Source organism: Hymenobacter mucosus (genome assembly GCF_900188255.1).
In the GTDB taxonomy this organism is placed as follows: domain Bacteria; phylum Bacteroidota; class Bacteroidia; order Cytophagales; family Hymenobacteraceae; genus Hymenobacter; species Hymenobacter mucosus.
Window position 1 is genome coordinate 218,895 of the sequence record NZ_FZNS01000005.1, and the last position, 14,934, is coordinate 233,828.

Here is a 14,934-nt window from a genome sequence, read left to right on the forward strand (position 1 = left end):
TGGGGCTTTTTAGGGCGCGTATGTGTCGCGTTTACTTCTCTACTTAACTTACTATGAATATCCTGTACGGAGTGCCCGGTGAAGGACTGGGGCATGCAACCCGCAGCAAAGTAGTTATCGGTCACTTGCTCAGCCAGGGGCATAATGTGTGCGTAGTGAGCAGCTCCCGAGCCTACCAGATGCTGGCAGCTAACTTCCCGGGCCGGGTGCACGAGATTCGGGGCTTCCACTTAGCCTACCGCAACCTCACGGTCTCGAAAGCCCGCACTACCGCCCTGACGCTCCGCACGGCCCCAGAAAACCTGGTCGTCAACTTTCGTAAGTACCGAGAGCTTCTGTGCGATTTCGAGCCGGAGGTAGTTATTTCCGACTTCGAGTCGTTTAGTTTCTTCTTCGCCAAGTGGAAGCGGCTGCCCGTGGTCAGCATCGACAACATGCAAATTATTAGCCGGGCCAAGCTGGATGTAACCGTGCCACCCACCGAGCGCGGCAACCTGACCGTGGCCCGGCAACTTGTGCGCGCCAAACTGCCCCGCAGTCATCACTACCTCATCACCACATTTTTCGGCCTGCCTCTGCTAAAGGAGCACACCACTCTGGTGCCACCCATCATCCGACCCGAGATTTTGCGGGCTCGGCCCACGCAAGGTCAGCACGTGCTCGTATACCAGTCGGCTACCACGCAAAAGGACTTGGTGACTCAGCTCCAACAGCTACCAGACCAAGAGTTTCGGGTGTACGGCTTTAATAAGGAAGAAAATCACGGCAATGTGCAGCTGCGGGCATTCAGTGAGCAAGGCTTTATCGATGACTTGGCCAGTGCCCGCGCCGTAGTAACAAACGGTGGTTTTTCCCTGATCAGCGAAGCCGTATTCCTACACAAGCCTATTTGTGCGGTGCCCATTCCGGCTCAGTTTGAACAGTTTCTCAATGCCGCTGAGGTGGAAAAGCTGGGCTACGGACGTCACTTTGAGGCCATTACGCCCGATAACTTGAAAGCCTTCCTCTACGACCTAAGCCAGTTCGACGACGCCCTCAGCACGTACCAGCAAGAGGGCAACGAGGTGCTGTTCAACAGGCTGGGGGAAGTGCTGGATGGGGTAGCGGCGGATGCCCAATAAGGCCACGCCACGTTACGCCGACGACCAGTAAAAGACTGGAATAGATTCTGATTTGACCGGCTGGTAGTAGCAGTAAGGCTTGGGCAAGTTTGTGGAAAGTAGCTTCAGACCGGAGTCATTTTCTTACTTTGGAGCAACATGAACCGAACCGACTTCCGCCGGGCGGCGGCCGTAGTAGCCCTAACCGGTTGCGCTACGCTGCTGGCGTGCTCTACGCAGCCCCCAGCCACTACCACCACGGCCAAGACCCCCAACAAGTTTGCCGCCAATGCCACGCTCCGGCAGATTGCAACGGCACAAGATGAGCGCAATGCCGCCGCCCTACTGCCTTTTCTGGCCCAGCCAGAAGTGCAGTACCGGCGCGAAGCAGCGCTGGCCTTAGCCTCCGTGCAAAGCAAAACGGCCACATCGGCGCTAGTAGCGCGCTTGCAGGACGATGACGCCTCAGTGCGCCACGCCGCTGCGTACGCTCTCGGCCAAACGGCCGATACAACTGCCGAAGCGGCCCTCTACCAACGAATAAATACGGAAACCGACGCCACGGCCCGCCGCTACGAGTTGGAGGCGTTAGGCCGTTGTACTTCCCGAGCCGGTTTGGGCACCTTGGTGCGCCTCCCCACCGTGCTGGCCACCGATACGGCTGCGCTCAGCGGGCAGGCGTGGGGGCTGTACCGGGCGGGCTTGCGTGGGCTGACTTCTGAAGCTGCCGTAAGCCGACTTGTTCAGCTTCTGGGCTCGGGAAATCCAGTGGGTGCACGGCTGGCTGCGGCCAATGCCCTAGCCCGCACCCGCAGCCTGAATCTGGTGCCTTACGCTGCTGCTATTGGTATGGCTGCTCAGCAGGACGTTAATTATGCCGTTCGGAGTGGAGCGGCTACTGCCTTAGGCAAAGCCGCTGCTGCGCCCGCCGTGCCGGCCATACTAGCTACCCTAACCCGCCGCGACCCTGACTACCGCGTGCGCGTGAGTGCCTTGCGAGCTATGAATGCCGCCATGTATACCCAGGTGAAAGAAGCCGCCTGGGCCGCGCTTACCGATAAAAACGACCAAGTAGCGCTGGCTGCTGCAGAGTTCTTCTTGGCCCACGCCACCGACGAATCCGGAACTTTGTTCTTGGAGAAAGCCAACAAGATCACACCCTGGCGGGTGCGCGCTACCGTATTGGCGGCGGCCCTGCATCAGCCTAGCCCCGAGCGAGCCGCCATTCGGGGAGCGGTACAGGAGCGGTACGCGGCATCCACTGACTTTTACGAGAAAGGATACCTATTGAAGGCCCTGGGGGAAGACCCAGCTGCATTCAACTTTGTCAAGCAAGCTACTTTTACCCCAAATCAGCCAGTTGTAGTTGGAACCTATGGCTTGGAGGCGCTAGTTGCCATGCGTCATCAGCCCGACTTTCCGACTAGTCTGCACTCCGAGTTTGCCGTGGTGTTGCGCCAAGGTGTGCTCAGCCACGACGTAGCGCTAATGGGAATTGCGGCGGAAGCTATTCGGGACCCGAAACTGGAACTGCGCCGCCTGCTGCCCGCCACTGATTTTCTGGAACAGGCCCGCGACCAGCTTACCCTACCCCGCGACTTAGAGGCCTGGCAGTCCTTGCAGCAAACCATCGACTTTCTTCGTCGTCGGCCAGCTACGGTTACGCCCGTGGCAAGTGCCGCCACGCATCCTATCAACTGGACGGTTGTGATGGACGTGCCGGCTGGGCAGCGGGCCGTGGTTCGTACCAGCAAGGGGGATATTACATTGCGCCTACTAGTAGAGCAAGCTCCGGGCTCGGTGGCCAGCTTTGTGGAACTTACTCGCCAGGGCTTCTACAATGGGAAGAACTTCCACCGAGTAGTGCCCAACTTTGTGGCCCAGGGTGGCTGCCCCCGCGGCGACGGGTGGGGTAGCTCTGACTACAACCTGCGTTCCGAGTTTGCCGACTTACGCTACGGAGAAGGGGCTGTAGGCTTGGCATCAGCGGGTAAAGACACCGAGAGCTGTCAGTGGTTTATTACCCATGCGCCCACGCCCCACCTCGATGGCCGATACACCATCTTCGCCCAAGTAGTAAGCGGTATGGATGTAGTCAGCCGCCTTGATATTGGCGACCGGATAGACCGCGTAGAATTAGTGCGTTGAGTACTCATGCCGATACAACGCAAAGAGGCCCGGTTTTGCATTGCAAAACCGGGCCTCTTTGCGTTGTATCGGCCTAGTCTTTAGACTAATGCCCGATTGTATATGAGCAGTAGCTGAACCAGGCTAGGTGGTTGCTTATTCCTCTTCGCGACCGTGCACTTGGGCGGGCGGCGTGGTGGCTTCTACCGCCGTGAAGCTTTCTAGAATCTTGTAGGTGTGGCTAGCGCCCTTGGGTACTACCCAGGAGTTGCCTGGCTCTAGTACTACTACTTGTCCTTCCACGTGCAGCTCGGCGCGGCCGGAAATTACGTAGCCTACAGTTTCGTAAGGGCGGGCAGCCGGCTCTTTTGCTTCGGCAGGCGACTCGTTTTCCCACAGGCGCATTGACACGTGAACGCCAGAGGCAAGGTACTTTTCTCCATCGGCACCGGTAGGAGAGTAACGAGAATCAACTTTGGTGATGGTGGTATCGGCCATGAGTGGTAGCAGGTTAGGTAGTCAGAGTAGTTTTATGCTGCTAACGTGGGGCCCACGGAGCAGGTTATGGGTAATTCCTGCTGCTTCGTCTAATCCTTTTGCTGGTTCGGCTATGATTACGCTATTTTACTCTGTATGAATCATGTGCTTTTTACCCGCTCTAGCCTCTTCTTGCTCGTTGGTTTGTGCCTAGGCAGCTTTGGCGCCATTGCCCAAACGGGTCCTACTACCGGCCGCATCGAATCGGGCCAAGATATAGAGCCAGATAGTACCCAGTTTGAAGACCAGCTATTCCGAAAAATCAGCCGGTTTACTCGCCAGCGGGTTGAGGAGCAACGTCTTCTGAAAATAGGGCTTACGGAGTTTCGGCACGCTCGGCAAGACGGTGAACTGCGCGATGCGCATTATGGCCTCAACCTGATATATGAGCAGAAGGTGCGCCCCCAATGGTCGGTACTGGCGGAGTTGTCACCGGAGTTTGTGCGCTACCGCGAGGCTCTGCACGGCCCCGTCACAAACGGCGTAGTACTTGCGTCGCAAGTGGCAGGGCGCTACTACTATAACCTGAACAAGCGCATTCGGCTGGGCAAGAGCGCCAATAATTTCTCAGCAAACTACTTTTCTCTAGCCCTTGGCACTAGTTATGGCAAGCGTGGCTACGGCACGCCACTCACCACCAATGATAACTTACTGCGCGGCGATGCTGTACGAGCCTCTATAGCGGCGCTGTATGGTATTCAGCGGCGCCTGGGTCGCTACGGATTTGTAGATGTATACGCCGGACTGCCGCTGCCACTAATACCGAAGGTGGGTCCTTTAGCTGGCAACAACAATTTTCGGCTACTGCTAGACCTTCGGCTTGGCTTGGCGCTGGGGCAGTAACCCCGTTTCTCCTGTAAACACGGTAGTTATTCGCAAAAATAACCAAACTACTACTTCAGCGGCCCCGCGTAGCCTACGTGCATGTAAGTTACGCGGGGCCGCTACTGATTTATTGGCGTACCCACCGAATAACTTTCTGCGGCTGGGCCGGGCCGCCTACCTGCAGCAGATAATTTCCCGCCGGTATAGTAGCTGGCAACTGTAGGTCAGCGTTTGAGATACCAGCTGGTAGCAGTTGCGTGTGCACAACGCGACCCGTAAGATCTGAAATAGTTATTGGTACCGTGTTTGGCAGCACCGTTGGTAACGTCAGCGTCAGGAAAGAGGCCGAGGCTGGGGCCGGGTTGGGGTAGAGAACAGCCGTGGCTTCTTCCGTAGCCAGAAGGCGTATGGCCGCTACCTGGGAGTAGGTAGCTTTGCCGTTCACGTCCTGCTGGCGCAGGCGGTAGTACAGGGTTGTATTAGCTGCCTTTACTACATCGAGGTGGGTATACTGCTGCTGTTGGGTAGACGTGCCACGGCCTGCAACAAAGGCTACCTGCTGCCACGTTTGCCCGTCGGGGCTGCGCTCTATTCCAAAGCCTTTGTTCTTTGTTTCGGAAGCCGTAGTCCAGCTAAGTTGCACGCTCCCGGGTTGCGTAGCTGCGACCCGGAAGCTGAGTAGCTCCACCGGCAGCGGGTTTACTTGGGGCGAAAGGGACCCAAAGGAGAAAGCGCCGTAGCCACCTACTGCCCCCTCCGACACTACCGAACCCGCGGCCAGGCTGCCTCCCAAGCTGCCATTTCCCTCCGTCAGCCACGTGCTGCCATCGTAGCGGGCTACTTGTAAATCTGCCGAAAACTCGTCGATGCCACTGCGGGTGGCGTCTTGCCAGAAGAGGCGTACGGCTACATCATCGGAGCCAGCACTGCGCGTTAGGTTCCAGTATTCAATCCGGCTTACATTATCCAGCGGTGAGGTAGTGGCAGAAACCGGGTGAGAGGCCGCTATGTATTCGGCCGTGAAGGCGGCCGTTGGTGTTGCCGGTGCCGAAATAGCCAAACGAGCCCACACCCCGTCTTTCCCGAGCGGAAACACGAAAGCAGTGCTGCCAACTTTCTGCACGGGACCGTTTACGTAAGAACCCGCCGAGCCCTCCGTACTGCTAGCCTCAGCAGTAAGTGTAAGTAGGTTGCTGGCCGTAGTAATAAGTAGCCCAGCGTTCAGGGTGAGGGTGCCGCTCAGGTTGAAAGGTGAGCCTAGCGTGATGTTTTTGCCTGTGCCATTGAGGGTTAGCTGCTGTAGCGTAGTAGCAGGCCCCGTGTTCTTTAGCGTGAGGTTTTTGCTAACTGTTACGGCTTCGTCGTACATAGCTTCCGCCACGTTTACGGTGCCGTTTTCCACTACCAACGTCACGCCCTCTTGCAGGCGACCAGCATCGCCCGCCGTGGGGCAGGAGCGGTCTACGTGCAAGACGGTAAGCATGGGCTGAAATCCTGCATTGGTGGTGGCATCGGTTGGGGCATCCAGAAAAGGTGAGTAGTCAATGCGGCCGTTACCATCAAAGGAAGATTGCTCGGCAAAGCCGTTCGGGGCACCAAGGGTTACAACCAGCCCGCCCGTGCCACTAGCGCCCCGCACGGCCGCGAAGGTGTTGTTGCCTAGCCAGTTCAGGCCAGCTTCTACTACGTTGGTCAGGTTAACGCCCCGCAAGGCCGTCGTGCAGCTATCAATCCGATTCTGACGAATGCTGTCGCCAGCTGAAATCAACGGCAGGCCGCGGTCAATGTCGAAAAAAGGAGTGAAGCCTATCGTGGGAGATGCTGGCCTATCCTGAATCTGCACACCGCGCTGGCACTGCGCTAATATGTTGTTGAATACCTTGTTGTTGAGACCCTCTAGTACTATGCCGAAGCCATTAATCTCGAAGCCAGTACTGGAACGATAGCCTCGCATCGTATTACCCTGAATAAACGCTCCTCCCGTTAGTAAATCACCGTTTACACCGGCTCCCGTCGCAATTACATTCCGGTCCCGATCAATGAAGGCAATACCGGCATTGTCCTCTCGGAGCGCGGTTGACTGACTTAGGCTGCGGGCGATGTAGTTGTTGCGCACTACAAAGCTGCCAGCACCGCTAGGGCGCCCCGTACCCGTACACGCCTTCAGTTCCATGCCATTGGAGGCATTGTCGCGAATACCATTGTTTTCCAGCAGTGCTGCTGGGCTTGTGTAAGACCCACTCGCGTTGCGTATTCCTGCGGCGCCCAGCACGGCAATACCCGGCCCTGCGTTTTGGAAAAAGCGGCACCCCCGGATAACTAGGTTGCCCACGCTGCCATCGTTGACGTCAATGCCAGCGCGCCGGTTTTGCTCAAACAAGCCATCTTCAATGAGAATGTTTTCCTTGACGCCATTTACCAAGAAAAGTCCTCGGCCGGCACCGTTGCTGTTTGTATTAGGTGTCACGGCGTTTTGGGCGGCGTGAAGGCGGCGAAATATGATGTTTCTGGTGCCTACCAAGCTGTTCCATTCAATGCCGTGGCGCCGATTGGCTACAGTTTCAATATCCTCCAGCACAAAGTACGCCGTGGGCGTCGAGCCTGCCGTTTGCACACCGTAGTCGTAGTTGCGTACTGTAAAGTCGGCCAGCACTACGGGCGCGGCTGCTGTACCCCCACTGGTAGCAATGTAGATACCGACCTCATTGGCCTGGGCGCCATCTGCTAGTCCACCATTGAAAACGGTGGCAGATGCTGGTACATTTGTGGCTGTGCCAGCACCCTGCAAACTGATGTTTTTACTTAGAACCACGCGTTCTGAGTAAGTGCCCGCGTCAATGTAAATAGTGGTAGTGCCCGCATCGGCGGCGCTTAGTGCGGCCGCCACCGTGGCAAAAGGTGCACTACTGCTACCCGTTCCCGTTGCATCACTACCTGCGGCCGACGTGAATAAGTCGCCCGTTTGGCTTAGGTCATTAACGTACAAGGCCGACGCCGCTACTTTGGGGAGCGGTTGTGCCAGTAGTGGGGAGTAAAGAAGGCCACTACATAACGCAGTAGCAGCATACGAGAGTAAAGAGTAACGCATAGCTCGGGTGGGTTAAGGCAGGCACTTGTACAAAAACCCAGTCTTAGTGGAAGCAAAGAGCTGAGTTACAACTAACACGCACCGAATATGACGAAAACTTTAATGAATTGTTCTATCGTTATCTATGTTTATTACTAGTGTTGTATTATTGCAAAATAGTAGGATTATGCTGCCAGTAAGTAGCCACAACTATTGGTAGCCGGAGCTTGTCTTCGCGGTGCCCGCCGCCGCAATTGAGTAGCACGAAGCCGTACAAAAGCAGGCTGGCTGGCCACAGAACAGTACCCTTTAGCAAGGATTAAGAATAAAACTCCAACCTTCGGGGTAGGAGGGTGGTTGCTACCCAGAACTAGCGTTAGATTCTCTTCCTCTATTTGGAAGAGCTAGTTGCTCTCCTCGCTTGCCTTATGTCTTCTTTCTTTGCCGACGACGCTTTCATTCAGCTGCTCACGCAGGCTCACCAGCAAGCCGCTGACCCGCTACCCGGGCCGGCTTTCTGCGAATTGGCCGAGCACCTGCTTACCCTTCTGTTCCCTGAGCGGGCCGAGCGTCCCCTGCGCAACGCCGACGCCGTGGCCGCTACTCTGCGCCAACTAGAGGATGACTTAGCGGGGCTGTTGCGCCTAGTACCAATGCCTGGTTCTGCCACCGCATTAGCCGCCGACTGTATAGCGGGCCTGCCTGCCCTGCGGGCATTATTACTGCAAGACGCTGCCGCCATTGTAGCCGCCGACCCTGCCGCTCAAGGGCTGGCGGAAGTTGTAGCAGCTTATCCCGGCTTCTACGCCATTGCGATGCACCGCTTCGCGCATGGCCTGCATCAGCGCGGAGTGCCCCGGGTGCCGCGTTTGCTAAGCGAATACGCTCATGCTCGTACCGGCATTGATATTCACCCCGGCGCCCGTATTGGTTCCTCCTTCTGCATCGACCATGGTACTGGTATCGTCATCGGCGAAACCACTGTTATTGGCAGCCACGTGAAAGTATTTCAGGGCGTAACACTCGGGGCCTTGAGTGTTGCGAAACACCTAGAAGGCATCAAGCGCCATCCTACCATCGAAGACCAAGTGGTTATTTATGCCGGAGCTACTATTTTGGGTGGTAATACCGTCGTAGGTAGCCATAGTATAATTGGCGGCAATGTGTGGCTTACGGAAAGCGTACCGTCGCACTCGCGCGTGTACCACCGGGCCCAGATTCACGTCACTCGTTCCCAAGACCCGAGCGAAGAAATTACGTTTTCTATCTAACTACTTTTGGGCAGCTCCGTTGCCATGTTGCTTTCTGCATGCTCACCTGCAGCCTCTCACTCTCACCTCCTAATAGTCAACAATGAAAGCCAACTCCATTCTGGAAACCATTGGCAATACGCCTTTGCTACGCCTAAACCGCCTTTTTGCCCAACGTCCAGACGTAGAAGTGTGGATAAAGCTGGAGCGGGCCAACCCTGGCGGCAGCATCAAAGACCGTATTGCCCTGAGCATGATTGAGCAGGCTGAACAGGACGGTATCCTCACCCCTGACAGCCTCATTGTAGAGCCTACTTCTGGTAACACTGGCGTAGGGCTGGCCATGGTAGCCGCCGTAAAAGGCTACAAGCTGACGCTAGTAATGCCCGAAAGCATGAGCATCGAACGCCGTCGTCTTATGGCGGCCTACGGCGCTAATCTGGAGCTTACGCCCCGCGAAAAAGGTATGAAGGGTGCCATCGAGAAAGCGCACGAACTCGTGCGTGATACCCCAGGTGCCTGGATGCCAATGCAGTTTAGCAACCCTGCCAATATCCGAGTGCACGCTGAAACAACGGCCCAGGAAATTCTACGTGATGTGCCAGAGGGTTTCGATTTTCATATTACCGGAGTAGGTACCGGTGGTCATATCACAGCCGTGACGGAAGTGCTCAAGCCCTTGTTTCCGAACATGAAGACCTTTGCTGTAGAGCCGGAACTGTCGCCGGTTATCAGTGGTGGTGCTCCTGGCCCGCACCCTATCCAAGGTATTGGGGCTGGTTTTATCCCCGAAAACTTGCACACCGACATTCTGGATGGCACCATCCAAGTAAGCCAACAGGAAGCATTTGATATGGCCCGCCGTGCCGCCCGCGAAGAAGGAATCTTTATGGGCGTATCATCGGGAGCTTCACTAGCGGCCGTGGCCAAGAAACTAGGGGAGGTACCGCAAGGGGGCCGGGTTCTTACCTTCTGCTACGACACCGGCGAGCGGTATCTGTCAGTAGAAGGTTTGTTCGTGTAAGCAGCCCATTAGGATGGGTAATTAAAAGCCCTCCTCACGCAAAGTGAGGAGGGCTTTTTTACGTTTTAGACTAGAAATAAAAAAAGCCTAACCGTGAGGTTAGGCTTTCAAAAAGAGTGGAGAATATCGGAGTCGAACCGATGACCTCTTGCATGCCATGCAAGCGCTCTAGCCAGCTGAGCTAATCCCCCTCTTGTAAACTCCATTCGCCAGTTGCGTTTGGTGTGACAAAAGTACTACGCGTTTTGGAATCTGCAAGAGATGCGCTCAAAAAAACGCAAAAAATATATAGACCAGGCTATAAAAAAAGTGGGTTAGCGCTAGCGCTAACCCACTTTTAAAAACATAAACGGTTGGCTTAGTTAAAGATATACCGAACGCCAACCTGCGCTTGCCAGCGCGAGCTGATGGTCGTCACGTTGTCACGGAACGTTCTTGCCTGCGGAACGCCGGGGGTAACCGTAGTAGTACCGTTAACTGTGGTAGCTGATGGGTTCGTCTGATAAGGGAACTGGAATACTGGTTGGTTATTTGTGCTGTAACCAACGAAGCTTACTGGGTTGTTGCGGTTGGTAGCCCGTAGCGTACCCCAATCACTGTTCAGTAGGTTGCCCACGTTGAAGATGTCAAAGCTCAGCTGCAGAGTATGACGGTTTTTATCATTGATAAAGATGTCCTGGAGCAGTTTAGCATCAACCTGGTGCAGCCACGGAAATTCAGCGCCGTTGCGTTCAGCATATTCACCGCGGTGGTCGCTCAAATACTTGTCTTGGTTGATATAAGCATTGAGGTCGTTCCACTGCTGAGCAGCCGAATACACACCACCACCCTGCGCTGCCGTCAGCGTGACGTCACGTAAGAGAATGTCGTTTTGGTCACGGGGGATGTACATCAGGTCGTTAGACGTCTGACCATCGCCGTTCATATCGCCGTTGTACACATAGCTGAAGCGACTGGCAGGGGCTCCAGTGTAGAATAGCGAGAGCGTGGTGCCTAGGTGGCCGAGGTACTCACGGCGGTAAGAAGCAACTGCTACAATGCGGTGACGCTGGAAGAACTGGGAGTAACCCAGCACGTTCGCGTTAGGGTCACCAGACACTTGACGGTCACGCCACTGTGACTGGGCAATTGAGCCGCCATCGTTTACTGAGCGAGCGTCCGTGTAAGTGTACGCCACGCTAGAGTAGAAGCCATTGCTGAAAGACTTCTGCAACTGGCCCGTAACGGCGTAAGAGTAGCCCTTGTTGGTATTGCGCAGGACAATAGCATCCGAAATGTTCGGGCGAGCTACTGTGTTACCCCCCTGGTTGGCCGGAACAGAGCCGTAAATACGGTTATTGGCAATCAACGAAGCCGGCGTTCCGCTAGGTACGCTGGCGGCGTAGTATCCCTGATACAGGGTGCCGGGCGTATAGAAGATTGGGCGGTTATCAGGGCCATTAGCGGTTCTAAAAGGAGCCGACTCAGAGCCTGGTAGGTTGATATTCTGTAGGTATACGGCGTTCAGGTCGCGGGTATAAAAAGCTTCCAGGGTACCAACAATGCCACCGGGCAATTGCTGGTCGATGGCCAGGTTCGTACGCCACACTTGTGGGAATTTAAAATCCCGGTCTGTTACCGCGAGGTTGTAAGCTACGTTAGCCGCTGCTGGGCCCGCCACTGGACCTCCTGAGCCAGGAACGTAGTACGTCGTGTTCGGATTAAACCGGTTGTAGGCTGCGTTAGCACCAGTAAAGTTGGTAATAGACTGAGAGCCAAACAGTACACCGTTGTTACTGGCCTGGTTAGAAATCCACACGAACGGAACACGGCCGGTGAAAATGCCCGTACCACCACGCACCTGCGTAGTTTTATCGTTTTTCACATCCCAGTTGAAGCCGATGCGGGGCGAGAACAGAACCTGGCGCTTTGGCAAACGACCGGTATTAATAGTCTCGCCGTCGCGGAAGGTCAGCCCTGGGTACGTAGTGCCAGTTGCTGGGTCTGTACCACCCGATACAGCGTAGTTCTGCGCTACATCTGACGTGATGATGGGTAAGTCGGCGCGCAGACCTGCGGTGATGCGCAGATTAGTAACAGGCGTATATTCATCCTGTACATACACACCTAGCTGAGCAGCTTGAATGCGCGCGTAGGGAAACTCGTTATTCGCATTGGCTCCGTATTGAATACCGAACTGCGAAGGGTTTGATCGGGCCGCATTAGCAGCTAATGGCGTCAGCGTTTGACCAGCACGGTCGTAGCTGTACCCAACGTTGCTGTAGAAGTCCTCGAGAGAGTTGAAACGGTAAAAGCTGTTGTAGTTGGGGGCAAAACCGTTTTTGAAGCGGTAGTATTCATTATAAGTGCCCACCGTTACGTTATGCTTACCCAGGAAGGCGGTGAAGTTGTCGCCGATCTGATAAACATCTGTATTCAGGAGGTTGCCAGCCGTGAAGGGCTCGTAACCAAACGACGTAAGAGTTGCGTTAGGAGCCTGGGTTCCAGTTTGGCCTTGCAAGCCCACACCATTGCCAATCTCTACGAAGGGAAACAGCGAGGAGAAAGGGGTGCGGTAGTCACGGAAAGCGGTGTAGCCGGCCGTTAAGTTGTTGGAATACCGAGTCCCGAACGTGCTGTTCAATTCAGCAATGATGGAGTTCAGGTTGTTATTGATAGTATAGTAAGCGGACTGATACGGCAGGCCAAATTGGTTACCCGAACGACCAAGAGTTGTGTTAATAGCTCCGCTACCGCTTGGGGGAATATCAGCGTACGACTTTAGGTAGTTATACTTGATATTGAAGCGGTGATTGGCACTAATGTTCCAGTCAATCTTCGCCGTGAGCTTGTCGCTATTCTGGCGCTGACTGTAGCCCTGGTAGGGTCCGGTGCTGTAATTATACTGGCTCTGTAGGAAATCACTCAGGGTATTGAGAATGGGCTCGCTTGCTTGCGAAACACTCGTGCTATTAGCTGGCCGGTCACCACGACTAGCTACGAAGTTACCAGCAGGCGGGTCAGTCCGACGCTCCCGCTCCCCGTTTAGAAAGAAGAAGACCTTGTCCTTAATGATTGGGCCACCTACGCGGAAGCCGTAGTTTTGCAGGCGGAAGTCCGTAATTGGAACTTCCTGGTCGCCCACTTTCCGACCAAGGAATAACTTTCGCTGGTTACGGTTAAAGAAGTAAAGTGAGCCAGTTACTTTATTGGAACCCGAACGAGTTACGGCGTTGATGCCGGCCCCCGTGAATGAGCCTTGGCGCACATCATATGGCGCCAAGTTTACCTGGATTTGCTCAATAGCATCAACCGAAATAGGCTGGGCATTGGTCTGTCCACCAACCGTACCCGACAAGCCGAAAGCGTTGTTGAATACTGCACCGTCAATGGTAACGTTGTTGAACGAGCCGCTACGGCCACCAAAGCTATTGGTAGGGCCGGCTTGGGGTGTAAGACGAGTGAAGTCCGTAAATGAGCGGTTTAGAGTTGGAAGACGCTCAATTTGCTCACGCTGAATGGTCGTTGCTGCCCCCGTCCGACCTGCGTTAATAACTGGGTCTTGACGGCCCGTTACTACTACTTCATTCAACTGCTGGGTGGCCTCACTCAAATTAATATCTAAGCGCTGATTTTGGCCTAGCGTCAGGAAGATATTATCCCGTAGGGCATCCGTATACCCAATGAAGGTTACACGAATGGTGTACGGACCACCTACGCGCATGTTCTGGATGTTGAAGCGACCTTCCGAGTTGGTTGGCGCTACGTATTGCGTGTTCGTAGGTGTGTGCACAGCAATAACCGTAGCACCCGGTAGCCCGGCCCCGTCCTTGTCGGTAATGATACCGTTCATGGCCGATGTAGTGGTACCCTGACCCCAACTAAGGTGCGCCGACAATAGCGCCAAGGGCAGGAGTGCTACATGTGAGTAATTGTGGTGTCTCATGAAAAAGGGGGATTGGTGAAAAACCGGGGGCAAAAGTACTTGGTGAGGTTGCTGTTGGTGTGTTATTAAAATGTTATTAAAACTAAGTTAGAAGTGGATTCGATAAATACCGTCATCAGAATGATCCACCAAAGAGAATTATAGTGAAAAAAATATGGTGTTTAGCTATTGATTGTTAGCAAGATAGATTGGAAAAGGCATAAAAAAAGGCCGGAGAAATTTCTCCGGCCTTTCAGCAATCCAATTAAAGTTGCCCTAGTTGTGCTGCACCACTGAGATGCCTAGAGGTGTAGCGTTGTTACCGGCAATGCCGCGCACATAAAGTGTGTAGCTCTTGCCTTTTGCAAATGTAATAACCTGCTGTGTGCCAACTAGGGGCGTGGTGACAGCACTACGCACATCCAGTGTGTAGGTAGCAGCCGGAACCTCCGTGAAATTCGCAAACGTGACTAGCGAAGCACCGGTACCCGTAGTCAGACCACGGTAGGCCCGAGTAGGAGCTGCCGAGAACAGCGAAGCCTGCGTTATAGAGTTAAAGATGCCGTAGGTGCCAGAAGACGATAGATTGACGAATCGGATCCGGGCATTGTCTGCATTAGCTGGTGCTGCAAGCGAAGTCGTCAGCGTCAGCGTCCGAATGCCACCTACATCAGTTCCTGCTGCCGCACGCGTGGGAGCATCGGTGATGAAAGTAAGGTAGTTTGTGCCACCTGAAAAAGAAGTGCGGCTTGCGGGCACAATCGTCGTACCGCTAGCAGTTTTGATGTTAGTTGGCTCGCTAAACTCGAATAGACGCAGGCCAGCGTTTACGGCGGTAGCGTTGGTAGCCGAGAGATACGGTAATGCAGTACCGAAGGCAGCGTTGTCAACCGTTACAGTAGTACCCGTAGCACCGGGAGAAGCATTTACTACTGTTACCTGCGCCTGACCTACTGTAGAAGTGGTAACTGGGCTCGGCGTAGCGTAATCTGGGTCATCACAACCAACCAAGGCGCTAGCTACCGAAGTAGCCAGCGTTAGTTTGGTGAAAAACGAAGCAAAAGAGAATTTCATGAATGAAGGCGTTTAGCTAAACCTAC

The 14,934-nt window shown here is 54.6% G+C and carries 9 protein-coding genes and 1 tRNA gene; 5 read left to right on the forward strand and 5 right to left on the reverse strand.

The window, feature by feature from the left end; translation table 11 throughout:
• Nucleotides 1–53: 53 nt before the first annotated feature.
• A complete protein-coding gene (locus CHB83_RS13630) occupies nt 54–1,121 on the forward strand; it encodes an MJ1255/VC2487 family glycosyltransferase (protein ID WP_089333025.1) in 1,068 nt (355 codons plus the stop codon).
• A 138-nt stretch (nt 1,122–1,259) separates the two neighbouring features.
• Nucleotides 1,260–3,248 (forward strand): peptidylprolyl isomerase, encoded by a 1,989-nt coding sequence (locus CHB83_RS13635; RefSeq protein ID WP_089333026.1) that lies wholly within the window; start codon nt 1,260–1,262, stop codon nt 3,246–3,248.
• Nucleotides 3,249–3,383: 135 nt separating this feature from the next.
• Here CHB83_RS13635 and CHB83_RS13640 read toward each other — a convergent pair whose 3' ends face one another.
• The gene (locus CHB83_RS13640) at nt 3,384–3,725 is read right to left on the reverse strand and encodes a cupin domain-containing protein (protein WP_045689761.1); all 342 of its coding nucleotides are present in this window, start codon (nt 3,723–3,725) and stop codon (nt 3,384–3,386) included.
• Nucleotides 3,726–3,860: 135 nt separating this feature from the next.
• On the opposite strand from CHB83_RS13640, the gene CHB83_RS13645 reads away from it, so the two are divergent.
• Nucleotides 3,861–4,607 (forward strand): hypothetical protein, encoded by a 747-nt coding sequence (locus tag CHB83_RS13645; RefSeq protein WP_089333027.1) that lies wholly within the window; start codon nt 3,861–3,863, stop codon nt 4,605–4,607.
• Between the two features lie 109 nt (nt 4,608–4,716).
• On the opposite strand, the gene CHB83_RS13650 is transcribed toward CHB83_RS13645, so the two are convergent.
• Nucleotides 4,717–7,677 (reverse strand): right-handed parallel beta-helix repeat-containing protein, encoded by a 2,961-nt coding sequence (locus CHB83_RS13650; RefSeq protein ID WP_089333028.1) that lies wholly within the window; start codon nt 7,675–7,677, stop codon nt 4,717–4,719.
• A gap of 407 nt (nt 7,678–8,084) precedes the next feature.
• Between CHB83_RS13650 and CHB83_RS13655 the strand changes: the two genes are divergently transcribed.
• Nucleotides 8,085–8,927, forward strand: coding sequence for a serine O-acetyltransferase (locus tag CHB83_RS13655; RefSeq protein ID WP_045689763.1), 843 nt, complete (start codon nt 8,085–8,087; stop codon nt 8,925–8,927).
• Between the two features lie 82 nt (nt 8,928–9,009).
• A complete protein-coding gene (gene cysK / locus CHB83_RS13660) occupies nt 9,010–9,930 on the forward strand; it encodes a cysteine synthase A (RefSeq protein WP_045689764.1) in 921 nt (306 codons plus the stop codon).
• A 117-nt stretch (nt 9,931–10,047) separates the two neighbouring features.
• On the opposite strand, the gene CHB83_RS13665 is transcribed toward cysK, so the two are convergent.
• The 3 genes from CHB83_RS13665 to CHB83_RS13675 form a co-directional block, all read right to left on the reverse strand.
• Nucleotides 10,048–10,121: transfer RNA gene (locus CHB83_RS13665), tRNA-Ala, on the reverse strand.
• Between the two features lie 167 nt (nt 10,122–10,288).
• On the reverse strand, nt 10,289–13,855 hold the full coding sequence (locus tag CHB83_RS13670; RefSeq protein ID WP_089333029.1) for a TonB-dependent receptor: 3,567 nt from the start codon (nt 13,853–13,855) through the stop codon (nt 10,289–10,291).
• Nucleotides 13,856–14,110: 255 nt separating this feature from the next.
• Nucleotides 14,111–14,908, reverse strand: a complete 798-nt coding sequence (locus CHB83_RS13675) for a DUF4397 domain-containing protein (RefSeq protein ID WP_045687106.1) — start codon at nt 14,906–14,908, stop codon at nt 14,111–14,113.
• Between the last annotated feature and the right edge of the window lie 26 nt (nt 14,909–14,934).

Bases quoted from the DNA above. Each gene is read 5' to 3' on its own strand.
- CHB83_RS13630 (WP_089333025.1), top strand. From the start codon at position 54: ATGAATATCCTGTACGGAGTGCCCGGTGAAGGACTGGGGCATGCAACC.
- CHB83_RS13635 (WP_089333026.1), top strand. From the start codon at position 1,260: ATGAACCGAACCGACTTCCGCCGGGCGGCGGCCGTAGTAGCCCTAACC.
- CHB83_RS13640 (WP_045689761.1), bottom strand. From the start codon at position 3,725: ATGGCCGATACCACCATCACCAAAGTTGATTCTCGTTACTCTCCTACC.
- CHB83_RS13645 (WP_089333027.1), top strand. From the start codon at position 3,861: ATGAATCATGTGCTTTTTACCCGCTCTAGCCTCTTCTTGCTCGTTGGT.
- CHB83_RS13650 (WP_089333028.1), bottom strand. From the start codon at position 7,677: ATGCGTTACTCTTTACTCTCGTATGCTGCTACTGCGTTATGTAGTGGC.
- CHB83_RS13655 (WP_045689763.1), top strand. From the start codon at position 8,085: ATGTCTTCTTTCTTTGCCGACGACGCTTTCATTCAGCTGCTCACGCAG.
- cysK (WP_045689764.1), top strand. From the start codon at position 9,010: ATGAAAGCCAACTCCATTCTGGAAACCATTGGCAATACGCCTTTGCTA.
- CHB83_RS13670 (WP_089333029.1), bottom strand. From the start codon at position 13,855: ATGAGACACCACAATTACTCACATGTAGCACTCCTGCCCTTGGCGCTA.
- CHB83_RS13675 (WP_045687106.1), bottom strand. From the start codon at position 14,908: ATGAAATTCTCTTTTGCTTCGTTTTTCACCAAACTAACGCTGGCTACT.